This is a genomic window from Nocardia takedensis NBRC 100417 (assembly GCF_000308695.1).
Classification (GTDB): Bacteria; Actinomycetota; Actinomycetes; order Mycobacteriales; family Mycobacteriaceae; genus Nocardia; species Nocardia takedensis.
This window is the reverse complement of the sequence record NZ_BAGG01000093.1, coordinates 276,634-294,116: the sequence shown is the minus strand read 5'-3', so window position 1 is coordinate 294,116 and position 17,483 is coordinate 276,634. Positions and strand designations below refer to the sequence as shown.

Genomic DNA, 17,483 nt, shown 5'->3' with positions numbered 1-17,483 from the left:
ACCGGGGCCTGTCGCGTAGCGCAGGTCTTCGATCCCGCGAGTGACGACTCCCCGGACTCGCCGCGTCGATCCGCTGAGGGATCGACGCGGCGAGGTGGGGCGCTCAGGAGTTGGGGTGGCCGTAGTGGGCGGCTATTTCTTCGGGGCCGGGCCAGCGGGAGTAGGTGGGGGATTGGGGCCAGCCTGCGGGGGAGGTCTGCCATTCTTCTTGGCGGCCGTAGGGGAGCAGATCGATGAGGGGGAAGGTGTGGCTGAGTTGTTCGGTGCCGCGACCGGTGGTGTGCCAGGTGCGGTAGACGGTGTCGCCGTCGCGGAGGAAGACGTTGACGGCGAAGCCCGCGTTCGGGGGTGCGCCGACGTCGGTCCCGAAGGGGCTGTTCGCGGTGGAGTACCAGGGCATCTTGTTGCCGACGCGGTGTTTGTAGGCGAGGGCTTCGTCGATGGGGCCTTGGGTGACGATGACGAAGCGGGCGTCGTAGGCGTCCAGGAATTCCAGGCGGGTGAATTGGGAGGTGAAACCGGTGCAGCCGCCGCACTGCCAGGTCTTGCCGGGGAACCACATGTGGTTGTAGACGATGAGTTGCGCTCTGCCGTCGAAGATCTCGGCGAGGGTGACGGGACCGTTCTCGCCTTCGAGGGTGTAGTCGGGCATGCGGACCATCGGCAGGGCGCGGCGTTGCGCGGCGATCGCGTCGAGTTCGCGGGTGGCCGCCTTTTCGCGGGCGCGCAGGGTGTCGAGTTCGGCCTGCCAGGTCTCGGCGTCTACGACGGGCGGTAATGCCTTCGTGTCCATGGGGTCCTCACTGGTCGCGGTGTGGTCGCGGGCGCGCAGGTGCGCGCGAGCACGTTGTGCAACTGAGGACGTGACGGGGCGGCGCAATTCATCGGTGCGAGTTCACGGAAGTGCGCGGAAATCTCAGGACGGACGAGGGGGATGGAAGTGCGCGGGAATCGCCGGACCGACGAGGGGCACGGAAGTGTGCGGGCATCGCCGGACCGACGACGATGGGTACAGCGAACCTCCCGCCGCCGCTCGGGCGTCGCGCGGGCGGGTCGGCCGCGGCGGGTGACGAACCGCCGGTCAGTCCTGGGATTGCGGGCGGCGCAGGACCAGCACCGTGATCTCGCTCGGCGCGAACACGCGAAGCTGGGGACCCCAGAATCCGGTGCCGCGACTGGTGTAGAGCTGGGTGCGTTCGCCGTGGCGGCTCAGTCCGGCCACGACGGGTTGGTCGAGGCGGACCAGGTAGTGGAACGGCCAGATCTGGCCGCCGTGGGTGTGTCCGGAGATCTGCAAGGCGACGCCCGCGGCCGCCGACTGCTTGACCTGCTTGGGCTGGTGGGCGAGCAGGATGACCGGCAGTGTGGGGTCCGCGCCGGTCAGTGCGGCGTCGAGGTCGGGGCCGTGTCCGGGCAGGATGGTGCCGGTCGGGTCGTCGATTCCGGCCATGACCAGGCGGTCGCCGCCGCGGGTGACGACCTCGTGTCGATTGCGCAGCGGTTGCCAGCCCAGGCCGGTCATGTGGTCGATCCAGCCTTGGGCATCGCCGAAGTATTCGTGGTTGCCGGTGATGTAGTAGCGGCCGTAGGGCGCGACGACGCCGGCGAGCGGGTCGACCTGGCGGTGGCGGGCGGCGACGGAGCCGTCGGCGAGGTCGCCCGCGTGGCAGGCGATGTCGGGGTGCTGGGCGTTGACGGTCTCCACGACCCGTTCCGACCAGCGGCGACGGTTCAACGCCGCGTAGTGGGTGTCGGTGACCACGACCATCCGCAGACCGTCCAGGCCCGCGCCGAGGTCGGGGATCTCGACGGATACGGTCCGCACCCGCGGCACGCGCCGCGCCTCCACGATGCCCCACACGGTCAGCACGGCGGAGATCGCCGCCACGCCGACGGCGACGATTCGGGCGTACTCGTCCACGCCCGCCGCGCCGAGCAACCAGCCCGCGACCGTGCCGATCGCCGACCAGCTGAACACCACCCAGGCGATGCCGAGCAGCGTGTCACCGACGATGCTCCCGACGTCGGACTGGCTGGGCCCGTGACCGAGCAGCATCGCGGCGGGCAAGGTGAGGTAGCCGACCACGAAGACCGCCGTACCCAGCCAGAACAGGGTGCTGGGGCCGTCGGTGGGCGCGCCGACCAATGTCCACCACGGCAACGCGAACAGCAGTGCGGGAATGGTCAGGAACAGGATTACGCGGGGCACATACTTCAACGGGGTCCTCGGAAGAGCGGACGCGCGTCCGGCGCGTGCGGAACCTCCGACGATACCGGGAGTCTGTTACCGGGTGCTCGGTGCGGGTGCCCGGGATACCCGCCGCTACCTGCGTCGTTTCGCCCGCTGCGAACAACCGGCGGTGACGCGCGGCACGATTCGACAGGCGTCCGCGTCAGCGGCGTCGAGAGGTGCGCGAACACTCCCCGGCGATGGTGGCGGACCTGTCACCTGTCGACGGACGGCGCGCAGAGACGTCCACCCGCTCGACGGCATCGGCAGGTTCGGCGCGCTCGGCGGCATCGACGCGGCGTGGCCGTCGGCGCGAAGGGACGTTCTCCGCGGACGAACTCGTCGACGAATATCCGCGTGCGCCGAACCCGTTCGAGCCCTAGCGTTCCTGACATGAAGAACGCTGTGCGTCCCGCCGTGCTCGCCGCCGCGGTCACGGTGGTGCTGTGGGCGTCGGCCTTCGTCTTCATCCGGTCGGCGGGCGCGGATTTCTCGCCGGGGGCGTTGGCGTTGGGGCGGCTGCTGACGGCGGCGGTCGTGTTGGTCGCGCTGCTGGTGTTCTCGGGGGAGGTGTTGCCGCCCCGGGAGACCTGGCGGGCCGTCGCGATCTCCGGGGTGTTGTGGTTCGGCGTGTACATGGTGGCGCTGAATTGGGGTGAGCGGCACGTCGACGCGGGCACGGCGGCGATGGTGATCAACACCGGGCCGGTGATGATCGCGGTGCTCGGCGGTCTGGTGTTGGGCGAGGGGTTCCCGCCGAGGCTGCTGGCCGGTATGGCGGTGTCCTTCGGCGGTGCGGTCGTGGTGGGGCTGTCCAACGGTGGTGATGGTGGCAGCGCGGTGCTCGGCGTGCTGCTGTGTCTGCTGGCGGCGGCGACGTGGGCGGTCTCGACGGTCGTGCAGAAACCGGCGCTCGCGCGCGCCTCCGCGCTCCAGGTGACGACGGGCGGCTGCGTGGTCGGTGCGGTGGTCTGTCTGCCCTTCGCCGGTCAGTTGGTCGGTGAAGCCCGTGTCGCGCCGCTGACTTCGACGCTCGGCCTGGTCTACCTCGGCGTCTTCCCGACCGCGCTGGCCTTCACCACGTGGGCCTACGCGCTCGCCCGCACCACGGCTGGTCGCATGGGCGTGACAACCTATGCCGTGCCTGCCCTGGTGGTCGTCATGGCCTGGATCGCGCTCGGCGAGGCGCCCGCGCCGATGGCGGTGGTCGGCGGACTGCTGTGTCTGGCCGGTGTCGCGATCTCCCGATCCGGCCGCCGCACGCCCGCCGAAGCCGTTGTTAGCCAGCCGGTGTCACCGATACCAGCGGACGCACCTACCCTTGCCGTCGACCGGTCCGGCACGGACGAAGGCGCACTCGCCGCCGACGACATGTCGACACCGCCCGGCGACGCGTCGACCGACCGCCGGTGACGAATCCCGGCTGAGGCAGGCGCGCTCAGCGACGCACCGGGGATGCGCTGACCACTGCCGATGACGAATCTCTCAGCGCCAGATACGCAGTGGGTGCGACACCAATCGCACACGTGTCAGGGCGCATCGTCCGGCGCGGGGCGGCGAACCACCGCCCCCCGGGGTGATCAGCCTTCGGGGAATCGCGGGTCCGGCGGTCTGCGGACGATCGGAGCCCCCGGCCGTGCGGTGGGAATCGGCCGACTCTCGTACGGCTGACGACCGTCGAACGGAGGAACCGGTGCGCCGGAATATCTTTCGGGAGTGCGGGGCGGAAGCACGCGCGGATGCGGCGGGAGTTCGCCCTGCGGCGAACGATTCGGCCGTGTGGGTTCCGGTGCGCCGCGCCCGGGTGTCGGCGTGGAACCGGTGGGTGGGGTGGGGGCGGCCCGGGGGGACGTCGGTGTGGACCCGGTGGGCGCGGATCGCGCCGGGGCGGTGGCCGTGCGCGGAGCGGTCGGTGTCGCGCGGGCGGCCACCGGACTCGTCCGCGGTCCGAAATCGTAGGCCGTCTCGGCGTGTTCGGCTTCGTCGATGCCTTCGAATTCGTCGTGTTTGTCGATGCGGAATCCGATGGTCTTGTGCACGAGCCAGGCGAGGACCGCGGCGCACACGAACGAGTAGCCGAACACCGCGCCCGCCGCGATGGCTTGGCGGCCCAACTGGTCCCAGCCGCCGCCGTGCAGGAGTCCGTCACGGCCCGCGGGATTGACGGCGTCGTCGGCGAATACGCCGACCAGCAGGGTGCCGACCAGGCCGCCGAACAGGTGCACGCCGACGACGTCGAGTGAATCGTCGTAGTGGAACCGGAATTTCAAGGCCACGGCCAGCGCGCACACGACGCCCGCGACGATGCCGATCGCGAGCGCGCCGACAGGGTCGACGTAGCCGCAGGCGGGGGTGACGGCGACGAGACCCGCCACGGCGCCGGAAGCCGCGCCGAGGGTGGTGGGTCGGCCGTCGCGGATCTGTTCGACGATGATCCAGGCCAGGGAGGCGGCGCCGGTGGCGATGGTGGTGTTGGTGAACGCCAGTGCCGCGATGCCGTTGGCCCCCAACGCGGACCCGGCGTTGAAGCCGTACCAGCCGAACCACAGCAGGGCCGCGCCGAGCAGGGTGAACGGGACGTTGTGGGGGCGGGGCGTGCTCTGCGGCCAGCCGCGTCGTCTGCCGACGATCAGGGCGACGGCGAGTCCGGCGGCCCCCGCGTTGACGTGGACGGCGGTGCCGCCGGCGAAGTCGAGCGCGCCGAGGGTGTTGGCGATCCAGCCGCCGCGGTCCTCGGACTGTCCGGCGGCGTCGGTGTCGGTGAAGCCGTCGAAGCTGAAGACCCAGTGCGCGACCGGGAAGTACACGAGGGTGCACCAGCCGACGGCGAAGGCGATCCAGGCCCAGAATCGGGCGCGTTCGGCGATCGATCCGGAGATGAGCGCGGTGGTGACGACCGCGAACATGAGCTGGAACATGACGAAGGCCATCGTCGGGATCTGGTGTCCCGCCGGGCCGGACAGGGTGTCGTGGGTGTCGCGCAGCAGCAGGTGCGAGGCGTCGCCGACGAGTCCGCGGTAGGCGTCGTCGCCGAATGCCTCGCTGTAGCCGTAGAGCAGCCACAGCGTGCCGACGACGCCGAGGGTGCAGAAGTTCATCATGAGCATGTTGAGCACGCTCTTGGCCCCGACCATGCCGCCGTAGAAGAAGGCCAGGCCGGGTGTCATCAGCATGACCAGCGCGGTGCAAGCCAGCACCCAGGCGGTGTCTCCGGAATTCACTCTCGCACCCCTTGTCCGACGGGTTCGCGTGAAGCATCGGAAGGTCCTGTTTCTGCGACACGCCCCCCGTGTTTCGGCTCGATGAAGTTTGTGCCGAAAGGTTGCCGCGCCCGCTGTGAGCCACGGCGACGCGGCCGTTCCGGTGACGCGCCCGGTGGGATCTGGCCGCGCGGCGTGGCAATCGTTACGGTGTGTGCGCTGCACGTTCGCAGGAACTTCGAGTCGAGGGGGACCCCCGGTGGAATTGTCACGACGTCGGTTCATCGCCGCGGTCACGGCGGGCGGCGCGGCGGTCACGCTGGGCGCTCCGACGGCGAGCGCGGCGCAGTCGGCGGTGGTGGCTCCGGGCGATCTCGACTACACCGCCCTCACGCTGCGCGGATACAACCGCCGGTATGTGGCGCGGCCGGACCGGATCTTCGTGCCGACCTCCGGGGAGGAGGTGCGCGACGCGGTGCGACGGTCGGTGGCCGACGGGCAGCGCATGGCGGTGCGGTCGGGCGGTCACTGCTTCGAGGGTTTCGTCGACGACGAGCGGACCCGGTCGATCATCGATATCGGCCGGATGACGGCGGTGGGCTGGGACGCCGAGCAGCGCGCGTTCTCGGTGCAGGCGGGCGCGGAGTTGAAAGGCGTGTACGACGCGCTGCTCGCGGGCTGGGGTGTGACGTTGCCGTGCGGGATCTGTCTCGGCGTCGGCGCGGGCGGACATGTCGCGGGCGGCGGATATGGTCCGCTGTCGCGGCAGTTCGGGTTGGTCGCGGATCACCTGTACGGGGTCGAGGTGGTCACCGTCGACGCGCAGGGGCGGGCCGAGACGGTGCTCGCGACGAAGGACGGGCCGAACGCGGACCTGTGGTGGGCCCACACCGGCGGTGGCGGCGGCAATTTCGGCGTGGTGACGCGCTATCTGTTCCGTTCGCCCGGCGCGGACGGCGACGATCCGCGTCGCGCCCTGCCCGCCGCGCCGTCCTCGATGCTGCATTCCCGCCTGGTGGTGCCCGCGCTGACCGAGGACATGTTCGTGCGGTTCCTGGGCAACTACCTGTCGTTCTTCGAGCGACATTCCGCGCCGGGCGATCCGTTCGCCGGCCTGTACGCGCCGATGAGTTTCCGGACGGTGGGCGTGGCGTCGGCGCAGATGATCATCTTGCTCGACGCCTCGACTCCCGGCGCGGAGCAGCGCTTCGACGAATTCGTGGCCGCGGTGTCGGACGGGGTGTTCCCGCCGCCGGTCGTGCAGCCCCGTACCCGGGCCTCCTACAAGGACACGGTGGGGCAGGTCTACTACCCGAAGGGCAACACCCCGCGTGTGAAGGTCAAGTCGGCGTACCTGCGCCGCGCCTACAGCACCGAGCAGTTGCGGGTGTTCTACCGCTACCTGACCGAACTGTGCATCATCGGCGAGACCGAGGTGGAGTTCCTGCCGTTCGGCGGCGCGATCAATGCCGTCGCACCGGATGCCACCGCGTTCCCGGCCCGGCACGCGTTCATGAAGATGCTCATCCACTCGGCGTGGCGACTGCCGATCGACGACGAACGCCACATCTCCTGGACGCGCGAGGTGTATCGGGAGGTGTACGCGGCGACGGGCGGTGTGCCGGTGGCGAACGAGAGCAACGACGGCTGCTACATCAACTATCCGGACCCCGATCTTGCCGACCCGGCGTTGAACACCTCGGGAACGCCGTGGCACGAGCTCTATTACGGCGGGAACTACCCGCGCTTGCAGCGGGTGAAGGCGGCGGCCGACCCCGGCGACCAGTTCCGGCACGTCCTGTCGGTCGGGTTGCCGGGCTGAGCGCGGATCAGACCAGGGCGAGCACCCGGCACGGTCCGCCGGTGCCGCCCGCGTGCTTGGGCGCGCCGATCACGACCGTGGCTCCGCTCGGTGGCGCGTCGGCGAGATTGGCCAGCATCTCCACGCCGTAGCGGCCCGCGCCGAGCACCGCGGCGTGCGCGCCGTAGTCGCGGCTGGTGCCCGCGTCCAGGCTGAGAGTGTCCACGCCGACGCCGACCGCGCCGAGGTCGGCGACCAGGTGCCGGGCCGCCTCGGGATCGAAGCCCGGGGCGTGCGGTGTGCCCGAGGGGTCGGCGTTGACGAAGGCGACAGGGTCGGCGAGGCGGCGTTCCCAGCCGGAATAGAGGGCCACGAAAGCACGGGGCGGGATGGCGCCGTGCCGGTTCTGCCATTCGTCGATGTCGGCGCGGGTGAGCAGGGCGTCGGGATCGGCGGCCTTCGCGCTGATGTCGATGACGACCAGCGGGGCGACCAGGTCGGCGGCGGGGATCGCGTCGGCGGTCGCCGCGCCCGGAACGCGGTGCACGGGCGCGTCGAGGTGGGTGCCGGTGTGTTCCCACAGCGCCAGCGCGTTCTGCGCGAAGCCGCCGGAGTCGTGCGTGGCGACGGGAACGATCGCGGGCGGCGGGTTGCCCGGCCAGACGGGAAGCCGAGGGGACAGCGTGTGGGTCAGGTCCACGACCCGGCTCGGCGCCGGGGTGGCCCGGGCCAGGGGGAGGTTCCCGACGGCGGTGGCGACGGCCGCGACGCTCAGCGCGCCGAGCAGACCCCGCCGACTCGGTCGCACGGCATTGTCGTGAGCGGATCGCACGATCTCGGGGGCACACACCGCACGAAAGATACCGGCCATCGCCGTCCACGGCGGGATTGTCGCCGAAGCGGGGTCGCGTCGTCCGCACTCCTCGGCGGACTTCGGTCGGCCGGGGGTCCACCGGTATAGTCGCCGCGGATGAGTAGTTCCGCTGCCGCCGACAAGTCGAAGTCATCGAGTCGCCGTTTCCCGGGCGCACTGTGGCTTCTCCCGGTGCTACTCGTGATCTTCGCGACGCTGTGTCTGACGACGCCGCTGTGGCCGTGCAAGGAGATCACCGCCGAATTCATCGATCTCCAGGTGTATCGCCTCGGCGTGGAGACCTTGCGCGACGGCGGCGACATGTACGGGCAGTTGCCGCAGACCACCCTCGGCATCGGGTTGCCGTTCATCTACCCGCCCTTCGCCGCGCTGTTCCTCGGACCGTTCGCGCTGTTGCCGTGGGACGCCGCCGCGTTCACGTTCTTCGTCACCTCCACGGCCGCGCTGGCGTTGACGCTGTACCTGGTGGCCCGGCGGGTCTGGCCCGCGGCCGAGTCGCGGCGACTGGTGCTGTTCGCCACCGCCTGCGCCGCCCCGCTGGCGATGATCCTCGAACCCACCCGTTCGACACTGGATTTCGGTCAGGTCAACCTGCTGCTGATGGCGTTGGTGGCCGCGGACTGTCTGACCGAGAAGCCGCGCTGGCGGCGCGGCATGCTGGTGGGCATCGCGGCCGCGATCAAGCTGACCCCGGCGGCGTTCGTCCTGTACTTCGTGGTGCGCAAGGACTACAAGGCCGCGCTCACCGCCGCGGTGACGGGCGCGGCGGCGACCGCGCTGAGTTTCGCGGTCCTGCCCGACGCCTCGGTGAAGTACTGGTTCGGCGGTCTGGGCAATGTCGATGGGCTGAGCGGTTCGGCCTTCCACACCAACCAGAGCATCCAGGCGGTGCTGGCCCGGTTGAGCGTGCCCGAACCGACGTTCACGATCCTGTGGTTGACGCTGGGAGCGGCGCTGCTGGTCCTGGTGGTCGTGGCGATGCGCCGCGCCGCCGATCTGCCCGCGCTGGCGCTGGCCATCAACGCGGTCTTCACGTTGTTGGTGTCGCCGATCTCGTGGTCGCACCACTGGATCTGGATCGCGCCCGCGCTGTTCGCGATGGTCGGCTACGCGACTCGCCTGCCGGTACGGCGCGCGCTGCTCTGGTACGTCGTCACGGCGGCGACCGCGTGGGTCTTCTACTACGGGCCGCAGAACTGGCTGCCCGGCGGGGACGAGCGCGAATCGCGGTGGACCGCCACGCAGCACGTCATCGGGGACACCTACGTCTGGTTGAGCGTGCTGCTGGTTTTGTTGTCGTTGGTGGCGACCAGGCGGGCCGTGGTCCGCGCGGCCGAGCCCACGCCGGCGCGGACGCCCGTGGTGGAGTCGATTCCGGCGGTGGAGGCGGCACGTCCCGTTCCGCAGTGAGTGGCGGCGGATCGCCGCGCGCTTGCCGGTGAGTGGCGCTGCCCGACGCCCGGGAGAGGTGTTCCCGGGCGGGGCAGCTGTGACCATTAGACGAAGGTTTCCTGAGACCAGCCCACCGGTTCGATGAGAGTTCGCTGAGAAGCCATCGGGGGTTTCTCGGAACCGAGCGGGCATACTGTCCGCGTGATCACAAGGCTGCTGCGAGGTCTGGTCGTTCTCATCGCGTTGGTCGGCGCGGCGGTCGTGCCGATGCCGCGCGACGGCGTCGCGCACGCCGAACCGGTCTTCGACTGCGGATGGAGCAGGCGCATCGGCGCGGACACGGTCAACGTCGCGCTGCCGGACACCTTCGCCAACTACTGGATGACGGCGGTGCCCGCGCTGCCCGCCGAGGGGCTCACGCTGCGCGGGACCTTCCCGCACGGTCGCTACCTCTCCTTCACCAGCTACCGCGGCTCGCAGACGCTGGACGGGCTCAACGATCTCGCCATCGAACCCGACGCGGGCAGCGTCAACCCGTTCCGGCCGGGCGCGGAGCGCACCGCGACCGACCGCGCCTACACGGTGCGCGTCAAACCCGGTCCGCGCCCGGAACGCCCCGAACCGAACACCCTCTACGCGGACGCGGGGCTCGCGGTCGTGCTCTACCGCGTCTACCGTCCCGATGCCGGTCTGGACCCGCTCGGCGGTGCGGGACTGCCGGAGTTCACCGTCGAGGGCCCCGGCGGCCCGCGGACGCTGCCGCCGTGCCAGACCTCGGATCAGGTGGTCGATCCGAACGGAATCCACGCGGGCAGCGGGATCTCGCTGCCCGCCGCGCTGCGTGGCGCCGATTACCGGACCTGGGCCAGGACCAGCGGCAACGGCGTCTTCGCCAACCCGGACAACACCTATCTCGCCTCGCGGGTCGCGCCCGCGGCCGGACAGGTCGCGGTGGTCAGGGCGACACTGCCCGGCACCCCGGCCACCGTCGCGGGACAACCGCGAATGACCGTGTCGGATCTGCGGTATTGGTCGCTGTGCGCAAACGAGGTGTTCAGCACCCGCGTGGCGGCCTGCGTGGTGGACGACGAGATCCCGGTGGACGCGAAGGGCGAATTCACCGTCGTGGTCTCCGATCCCGCCGACCGCCCGGCGAACGCGCGCCTCGACTGCGGCGTCGCGTGGTTGCCGACCACGCGCGCCGCGACGTTGCTGCTGATGCGGAACATGCTGCCCGCCCCGGATTTCGCCGAGGCCATCCAGTTCGCGCCGCAGGACGACCCGGCGGCCGGGATGGGGGCCTACTACCCGCGCACGGATCTGGTCGCCGCCGCGGAGTTCGCCGCGAACGGCTGCGCGGCGCGCTGAACACGGCTGCCCCGCAACGATTCCGGTGCGGCACCGGTACGATCGCCTACGGCGTTCTCGAACTGTCGGTCGGCATCGGAATGAGGGGTAGCACTGTGAGCATCGTTCTCGCGACGGCACACGACATGTACGGCACGGTGTTCGCGCAGGTGGGCAACCCCACCCCGGAGGCGCCGCCGCTGGCCGACAAGATCCTGCAACTGATCCGCTACCTGACCTGGTTCGTGCTGCTGTCCGGCATCGCCGCGATCACCTACGCGGGCGGGCGTTTCGCGTGGGAGAAGTGGTCCGGCGGCGGCCTCCAGTCGCCGAAGATGGTGGCCGGGGCCATGATCGGCGGCGTGGTGGCCACCAGCGCGGGCACCATCATGAACGCGGTGGTCGGCACCTAGGGCGCGGGGAGGTCGCCCGCGAGGTCGGCGGGGTCGGTGTTGGCGCCGCAGAGCACCACGCACACCCGTTCGCCCGGTTCCGGCCGGTAAGCGGGCTCGTCGCCGTCGAGCGCGGCCAGGGCGGTGGCCGCGCCGAATTCGACGGCGAGTCGGTGGCGCGCCCACAGCGCGCGGCGGGCCGCCACGATCGCGGCGTCCTCGACGAGAACGGTTCGGGCGGAACCTTTCCGGGCGGCGGCGGCGACGGCCAGGTCGGTGGCCCGGTGCGCCCCGAGGGAGTCCGCGGCCACCGAATCGACCTCGACGTCGACGGGATGGCCCGCCGCCAGGGCGGCGTCCAACGCGCGACAGTGCGCGGGTTCCACCCCCACCGTGCGGATGCCGTGCTGGGCCGCCGTGGTGGCGATCCCCGCGAACAGTCCGCCGCCGCCGACCGCGACGACCACCGTGTCCAGATCCGGTCGGAGCCGGTGGATCTCGGTCAGCAGGGTGCCCGCGCCCGCGGCGATGAGGGGGTGGTCGTAGGCGTGCGAGGCCAGCGCGCCGCTCTCGCCCGCGAATTCCGCGCAGGCCGCGGCCGCGTCGGCGTAGTGCGTGCCGACCAGTCGGACCCGCGCGCCGTAGTCGCGCAGTCGGGCCACCTTCACCGGCGGCGCGGTGGCGGGCAGGAACACCGTGGCCGCGATCCCGAGCGAGCGCGCCGCCCACGCGCAGGCCAGGCCGGCGTTGCCGCCCGAGGCGATGGTGACGCCCGCCTCGGGCAACAGCTCCCGATCCCGGTGCCACAGCAGGAAATTCAGCGCGCCCCTGGCCTTGAAGGAGCCGGTGTGCTGGAGGAATTCGAGGGCGAGGATCGACTCGAAGGAATCGGCTTCGCCGGGGGCGAGGACCACCGGCCGTACCCGGCCCGCCACCCGTGCGGCGGCCTCCTCGACCTCGGCGTGGGTCATCGCCCGGTGCGCGGTCGGTGTCATCGCGGTCCTTCGGGTCGGGCGGCCGGTGGTCAGGCCGCTTCGGTGGACAGGTTCCGCTCGAGCAAGGCGAACAGGTCGCTCAGGTGCCGCTCGTAGGCCTCGGCGTTCCAGGTCGGAATGTCCTGCATCGTGAAGCCGTGCGCCGCACCGGGATACACGACCGAGGTGAATTCGACCCCGGCGCTCGCCAGCGCCTTGTCCAGCACCGCGATCTGCTCGGCGGGCATGGAATGGTCGTTCTCGGCGTGCGCCAGGAAAACCTCGGCCTCGATGCGCTCGGCGGTGTGGTGCGGGCTGTCGGACATCTCCTCGGCGGCGAGGAAACCGCCGTGGAAGCTCGCCGCGGCCGCGATCGCGGGCCCGAATTCCCCGGCGACGCGCAGCGCGAGGCGCCCGCCCAGGCAGTAGCCGGTCACACCGATCCCGCCCGGAACGACGAGTTCGGAACCGGTGAGCCAGTTCAGGTAGGCGCCCGCGTCACGCAGCGCCAGTTCCGGGGTGAGCGCCTTGCGCACGGGTTCGAGGTCGGCGAAGAACTTTTCGCGCGCGCCCGGTTCGGTGAAATCCGGGACGGGCAGCACCGGGGCCGGGCCGGTGCGATGGAACAGATTCGGCGCGAGCACCGTGTAACCCCGCGCGGCGATCGTCTCGATCATCTCCCGCAACCACGGACGCAGGCCGAAGGCGTCCATGAACAACAGCACGCCCGGGTGGGCGCGGCCGTCGTCGGGATGGGCCAGGTACGCGTCCGCGGCTCCGTCCGGGGTGGGGACGTCGAGAGTGTGGAATGCGACGGTGAACGTCATCTAGGGTTCTCCAAGACAAAGGCGACCGGAAATGGGTGGCGACGGCACTGTCGCGACACCCGCGAGATCCTAGTCCCCGTTCCCGATCCGTGTTCGAGTGGGAATTACCGCGCGCGCACGGATTTCATTTGCCGATCAATTGCGCATTTCGTGCCCCTGTATTGTTCTTCGCGCAAGACGTTTTTCGCTGTGTTCGATCGCTGATCCGGCCCGCGCGCGCCCGCGCGGGCTCGACGAAGGGTTGACCTGTGAGACTGTTCTGGATGGCGGCGCCTCTGGTGCTGGCCGCCACCGTCGCGGGCTGTTCCGGCGACGATTCTTCCGAAGCGGCCGTGACCTCGTCCGTCACGGCGGCGCCGACCACCGTCGAGGCTCCGCAGCCCCCGCCGCCGGAGCCCGTCGCCGAACCCGCGCCGCCCGCTTCGGCCGGGACGCGGATTCCGGTGGGGCAGTCGGGAACGGTCGTCGTGCCCGCCGACGCCGTCATGGACATCAAAGCGCCCGCCGGGTGGGGTGACGCGCTGACGGGATTGCGCTGCACGGTAACCGACGGCTCCGGCCGCAATGAGGATCTGCGTTCCTCGGACCTGAAGAAGCGCGAGGAAATCGGCGGTACGGAGTGGGTCACCCTGTGGACGTTCTCCTCACCGCCCGCCGCCGAGGTGAGTGTCGCGTGCAAGGACACCGGTGCGCGCCTGCCCGCGGAGGGGCAGCGGGAGGTGCTGGTCGCCCCGCGCGGGGTGACCCCGATCCCGAACTGATCGCCCGACCGCCGCGCTGGGTAGCCTCGGGGTGTGCGGACGGCGACGACGGCCTATCGGGAGCGGGATTCGCGCCTGCCCGGCGCGGTGCTGTGGCAGCGCACCCTGGCTCCCGGTGACGCGCGTGTTCCGGTGCTGCCGGACGGCTGTATCGACCTGATGTGGCGCTCGGGCGCGCTGGTCGTGGCCGGGCCGGACACCACGGCGTTCCAGCCGGAGGCCCCGGTCGGGGCCGAGTTCGCCGGCATCCGCTTCTACCCGGGCACCGCGCCCGCGTTGTTGGGTGTGCCCGCCGAGGAGTTGCGCGACCGTCGGGTGGCGCTCGCCGACCTGTGGCCCGCGGCGCGGGTGCGCGCGCTGACCGAGTCCATCGACGACGCGCGGGACAGGCTCGGCGCGCTCGAGGCGGTGGCGCTGGAGCGGGCCGCCGCGACGGACCCGCCGGACCCGGTGCTGCGCGGCATCGTCGCCGCGGCGAACGCGGGCCTGACGGTGGCCCAGACGGTCGAGCGCACCGGCCTGCACGCGCGCCTGCTGCACCGCCGCTCGCTGGCGGCCTTCGGCTACGGTCCCAAGACGCTCGCCCGCATCCTGCGCTTTCGCCGCGCGGTCGCGTTGGCGCGCAACGGGACCGCGCCCGCCGAGGTCGCCGCCGTCACCGGATTCGCCGACCAGGCCCATCTGTCCCGGGAGGTGCGGTCCCTGGCGGGCATGCCGCTCGGTCTGCTGCTCGGTATCTAGCGGGGCCCTACCCGAGTGCGGCGTAGAGGTCGATGCCGTTGCCGTCGGGATCGTTGACGACCGCGTAGCGCTGCCCCCACGGCGCGTCCCACGGCTTCAGTTCGCCGCGGTAGCCCGCGCCGGTCAGGTCGGCGTAGACCGCGTCGACCTCGGCGGGATCGGCGCAGCGGAAGGCGAGGGCGACGCGGCCCGCGTCACGCGGGGCGGTCCACTCGGGGTGGAATGAGCGCACGGTGTCCTCGGTGTCGAGGGCGAGACGGACGCCGCTCGCGGTGGTGGCCTCGGCGTGCGGGGCCTGCTCGGCGCCCGCCGGGAATTCCAGGCCGAGGCGGCGGTAGAAGGTCAGCGAGGCGGCCATGTCGGAGACGACGATGCCGATGAAGTCCAGTTGTGGAGTCATACCGGCAGCGTAGGCGGGGCCGTCGCGGTCCGTCTTGAACGAATCGGACAGTCAGTGCGTGGGCGCGGGAACCAGTTCGGCGATGAGGTTCTCGACCAGGATGCGGATCCGGTCGCGGACCGTGCGGACGACCTCGATGCTCTGCCCGGTCGGGTCGGGGACGACCCAGTCGCGGTAGCTGATGCCGGGAAAGTACGGGCAGGCTTCGCCGCAGCCCATGGTGACGACCACGTCGGACAGGCCGACGGCTTCGTCGGTGAGCCCCTTGGGGGTCGCGCCGGAGATGTCGATACCGACCTCGGCCATGGCGGCGACGGCGACGGGATCGAGTGCGCCCGCGGGGTCGCTGCCGGCGGTACGGGCTTCGATGCGCTCGCCCGCGAGCGCGGTGAGGAATCCGGCGGCCATGGGTGAGGAGCCGGCATTGCGTACGCAGACGAAAAGCACACTGGGTGTGTGGGCCATCGAGCGCCTTTCGGTGTGGAGAACGAACGAACCAGGGGTGTGCCGTGACGCCCGGTCGGTGCCGAAACGCTGTCGTAGCGTAAGGGATACGGACATACGGCCGTTCGGGACGGGCACCTCTGACGCCGCTTGGGCCCGATCGGCGACGGTTGCCCCGCGATTGCCGCGCTGGTGGGAGGGGGTGCGCTCGAAAAACCGCACCGCGCACCGGACATCGGTGCGCGGTGCGGCGACGGGAGCGTCCCGAGCGTGTCCCTGAACGGGCGGGCGGCTCAGATCGGGCGCTTGGTGATGACCGCGCGCAGGCGGGCGCGGTCGCGTTCGAGGCGGCGGGCTTCGTAGGCGATGGGGAAGTAGCGCAGGCGTTCGGGCAGCAGGGGCAGGCCGTAGGCGATGACGCGGCCGATGATCTTCAGCTTGCGCTCGTCCTCCTCGGTCCACTCGAGTCCCAGCTTCTGCCGGGCGATCTCGGGTGTGGTGCCGATGGTGACGAAGTGCTGGAGCTTGCCGATCGGCGCGACGGCGGCCCGCCAGACGGGGACCAGGGCGCGGGGTAGCTGCTTGGGCGCGCCGACCGAGCGGATGGTGCGCAGGTAGTCGCGCGCGGTGTCGGTGGCGACCAGGTGGTTCTCCAGCATGTCCTGGAAGTACTTCTCGAAGGCGGCGAAGTCCTCGGGAATCTCCTTGGGCGGCACGGAGAAGTTGCGCAGCAGTTGGACCGCCTCGGCGTAGTAGTCCTGCTTGTCCTGTTCGGTGAGCGGGGTGCGCGCGAAGTACTTGGAGTTGGTGGTGAAGGCGAAGGTGCCGGTGTGCAGCACCCAGGCCCACGGGCCGCTGGACAGGGCGGTGTGGCGCACGCCGTCGGGGGTGGTGGTGTTGAGCGTGGCGTGCATGGACCGCAGGCGGTCGGCTTCGGCGACGCCTTCCTCGCCCGCGTAGACCCACATCATCACCGAGGCGAGGCTGCGCAGGGCGCGGCCGGTGGGATCGGTGCGGAAGGTGGAGTGCTTGTCGACCACCGCGGAGATGGTGGGTTCCATGGTCTGGAGCAGGAACGCGGCTCCGGCGGTCAGGGAGAAGGTGACCAGGCCGGTCTCGTCCCACATCCGCGATCCGGGTCCGAAGGGACGGCGGGGCGGCAGGTCGCGCGCCTCGATGGTCTCGACTGCGGTGGACGCGGTCATTGCGATCTCCTTTGATCTACCGAGGTAAGGAAGATGAGATAATTAGCATAGCAACGTCTCATCTTCTCTGTCTGGTATGGACGAAGATCGCCGGCTGAGACCGGCCACCGCACCTACCCTCGACAGTATGACGAGCGAGTGGCGCGAACGGCGGGGCAGGATCGGCGTACTGACCGGCGCGGGCATCTCCACCGATTCCGGCATTCCCGACTTCCGCGGCCCGCGCGGAGTCTGGACCGAAGACCCGATCGCCGAACTGATGTCGACCTACGACAACTACCTGGCCGACCCCGAACTCCGGCAGCGCTCCTGGCTCGCCCGCCGCGACAACCCCGCCTGGCGGGCCGAACCCAACGCGGCCCATCGCGCGCTCGCCGATCTCGAGAAGGCGGGCCGCGCGGTCACGATCATCACCCAGAACATCGACCGCCTGCACCAGCGCGCCGGTTCCTCGGTCGATCGGGTGATCGAGATCCACGGCAACATGTTCGACGTCGTGTGTGTCGAATGCGACTACGCCACGAGTATGGCCGCCGCGTTGGACCGCGTGGCCGCGGGCGAAGCCGATCCGCCCTGCCCGGACTGCGGCGGCGTCCTCAAGGCCGGGGTGGTGATGTTCGGGCAGCAGATGGAACCGCGCAGCATGCTGAAGGCGACGCTGACGGCCGAGACCAGCGACCTGTTCTTCGCCATCGGCACCTCGTTGCAGGTCGAACCCGCCGCCTCGATGTGCGCGATCGCGGTGCGCAACGGCGCGGATCTGATCATCGTCAACAACGAACCCACGCCCTACGATTCGATCGCCACCGAGGTCGTGCGGGAACCGATCGGCGCGGCCGTGCCGCGGTTGGTCGCCGAACTGCTGGCCGCGCGGGAAGACGTCGCGGGCTGAGAA

The 17,483-nt window shown here is 70.7% G+C and carries 16 protein-coding genes and 1 pseudogene; 8 read left to right on the top strand and 9 right to left on the bottom strand.

Annotated elements, in window-relative coordinates; genetic code table 11:
• Window positions 1-103: 103 nt before the first annotated feature.
• The gene (locus ON30_RS20370; RefSeq protein WP_040709083.1) at window positions 104-793 is read right to left on the bottom strand and encodes a DUF899 domain-containing protein; all 690 of its coding nucleotides are present in this window, start codon (window positions 791-793) and stop codon (window positions 104-106) included.
• Window positions 794-1,081: 288 nt separating this feature from the next.
• Window positions 1,082-2,209 carry a metallophosphoesterase gene (locus ON30_RS20365; protein WP_373282593.1) on the bottom strand — a complete coding sequence of 376 codons (1,128 nt, stop codon included), beginning with the start codon at window positions 2,207-2,209 and terminating at the stop codon, window positions 1,082-1,084.
• Between the two features lie 414 nt (window positions 2,210-2,623).
• Here ON30_RS20365 and ON30_RS20360 point away from each other — a divergent pair, with 414 nt between their 5' ends.
• On the top strand, window positions 2,624-3,643 hold the full coding sequence (locus ON30_RS20360) for a DMT family transporter (RefSeq protein ID WP_083911541.1): 1,020 nt from the start codon (window positions 2,624-2,626) through the stop codon (window positions 3,641-3,643).
• Between the two features lie 461 nt (window positions 3,644-4,104).
• Here ON30_RS20360 and ON30_RS20355 read toward each other — a convergent pair.
• Window positions 4,105-5,451, bottom strand: a pseudogene (locus ON30_RS20355) (ammonium transporter); the annotation flags it as partial.
• 238 nt (window positions 5,452-5,689) lie between these two features.
• Here ON30_RS20355 and ON30_RS20350 point away from each other — a divergent pair.
• Window positions 5,690-7,252, top strand: a complete 1,563-nt coding sequence (locus ON30_RS20350; protein ID WP_051029587.1) for an FAD-binding oxidoreductase — start codon at window positions 5,690-5,692, stop codon at window positions 7,250-7,252.
• Window positions 7,253-7,259: 7 nt separating this feature from the next.
• On the opposite strand, the gene ON30_RS20345 is transcribed toward ON30_RS20350, so the two are convergent.
• On the bottom strand, window positions 7,260-8,081 hold the full coding sequence (locus ON30_RS20345) for a cyclase family protein (RefSeq protein ID WP_040709311.1): 822 nt from the start codon (window positions 8,079-8,081) through the stop codon (window positions 7,260-7,262).
• 120 nt (window positions 8,082-8,201) lie between these two features.
• On the opposite strand from ON30_RS20345, the gene ON30_RS20340 reads away from it, so the two are divergent.
• The 3 genes from ON30_RS20340 to ON30_RS20330 all read left to right on the top strand — a co-directional run bounded on the left by ON30_RS20340 (window position 8,202) and on the right by ON30_RS20330 (window position 11,257).
• Window positions 8,202-9,515, top strand: coding sequence for a glycosyltransferase 87 family protein (locus tag ON30_RS20340; protein ID WP_083911539.1), 1,314 nt, complete (start codon window positions 8,202-8,204; stop codon window positions 9,513-9,515).
• Between the two features lie 183 nt (window positions 9,516-9,698).
• Window positions 9,699-10,865, top strand: a complete 1,167-nt coding sequence (locus tag ON30_RS20335; protein WP_040709081.1) for a hypothetical protein — start codon at window positions 9,699-9,701, stop codon at window positions 10,863-10,865.
• Between the two features lie 125 nt (window positions 10,866-10,990).
• Window positions 10,991-11,257 carry a hypothetical protein gene (locus tag ON30_RS20330; protein WP_085999370.1) on the top strand — a complete coding sequence of 89 codons (267 nt, stop codon included), beginning with the start codon at window positions 10,991-10,993 and terminating at the stop codon, window positions 11,255-11,257.
• On the opposite strand, the gene ON30_RS20325 is transcribed toward ON30_RS20330, so the two are convergent.
• Window positions 11,254-12,231 (bottom strand): serine/threonine dehydratase, encoded by a 978-nt coding sequence (locus ON30_RS20325; protein WP_040709078.1) that lies wholly within the window; start codon window positions 12,229-12,231, stop codon window positions 11,254-11,256. The genes ON30_RS20330 and ON30_RS20325 overlap by 4 nt on opposite strands.
• A gap of 29 nt (window positions 12,232-12,260) precedes the next feature.
• Window positions 12,261-13,037 carry a dienelactone hydrolase family protein gene (locus ON30_RS20320; protein ID WP_040709076.1) on the bottom strand — a complete coding sequence of 259 codons (777 nt, stop codon included), beginning with the start codon at window positions 13,035-13,037 and terminating at the stop codon, window positions 12,261-12,263.
• Window positions 13,038-13,300: 263 nt separating this feature from the next.
• Between ON30_RS20320 and ON30_RS20315 the strand changes: the two genes are divergently transcribed.
• Window positions 13,301-13,798: a hypothetical protein gene (locus ON30_RS20315; RefSeq protein ID WP_157183786.1), complete on the top strand. Its 498-nt coding sequence runs from the start codon at window positions 13,301-13,303 to the stop codon at window positions 13,796-13,798.
• A 33-nt stretch (window positions 13,799-13,831) separates the two neighbouring features.
• On the top strand, window positions 13,832-14,539 hold the full coding sequence (locus tag ON30_RS20310; RefSeq protein WP_040709074.1) for a DUF6597 domain-containing transcriptional factor: 708 nt from the start codon (window positions 13,832-13,834) through the stop codon (window positions 14,537-14,539).
• A gap of 7 nt (window positions 14,540-14,546) precedes the next feature.
• Here the strand turns inward: ON30_RS20310 and ON30_RS20305 are convergent, their stop codons facing one another.
• The 3 genes from ON30_RS20305 to ON30_RS20295 form a co-directional block, all read right to left on the bottom strand.
• Window positions 14,547-14,939, bottom strand: coding sequence for a VOC family protein (locus tag ON30_RS20305; RefSeq protein WP_040709073.1), 393 nt, complete (start codon window positions 14,937-14,939; stop codon window positions 14,547-14,549).
• 51 nt (window positions 14,940-14,990) lie between these two features.
• Window positions 14,991-15,404 (bottom strand): arsenate reductase ArsC, encoded by a 414-nt coding sequence (locus ON30_RS20300; protein WP_040709072.1) that lies wholly within the window; start codon window positions 15,402-15,404, stop codon window positions 14,991-14,993.
• A gap of 272 nt (window positions 15,405-15,676) precedes the next feature.
• The gene (locus ON30_RS20295; protein WP_040709070.1) at window positions 15,677-16,588 is read right to left on the bottom strand and encodes an oxygenase MpaB family protein; all 912 of its coding nucleotides are present in this window, start codon (window positions 16,586-16,588) and stop codon (window positions 15,677-15,679) included.
• A 127-nt stretch (window positions 16,589-16,715) separates the two neighbouring features.
• Between ON30_RS20295 and ON30_RS20290 the strand changes: the two genes are divergently transcribed.
• Window positions 16,716-17,480, top strand: a complete 765-nt coding sequence (locus ON30_RS20290; protein ID WP_040709069.1) for an SIR2 family NAD-dependent protein deacylase — start codon at window positions 16,716-16,718, stop codon at window positions 17,478-17,480.
• The last annotated feature ends 3 nt before the right edge of the window (window positions 17,481-17,483 follow it).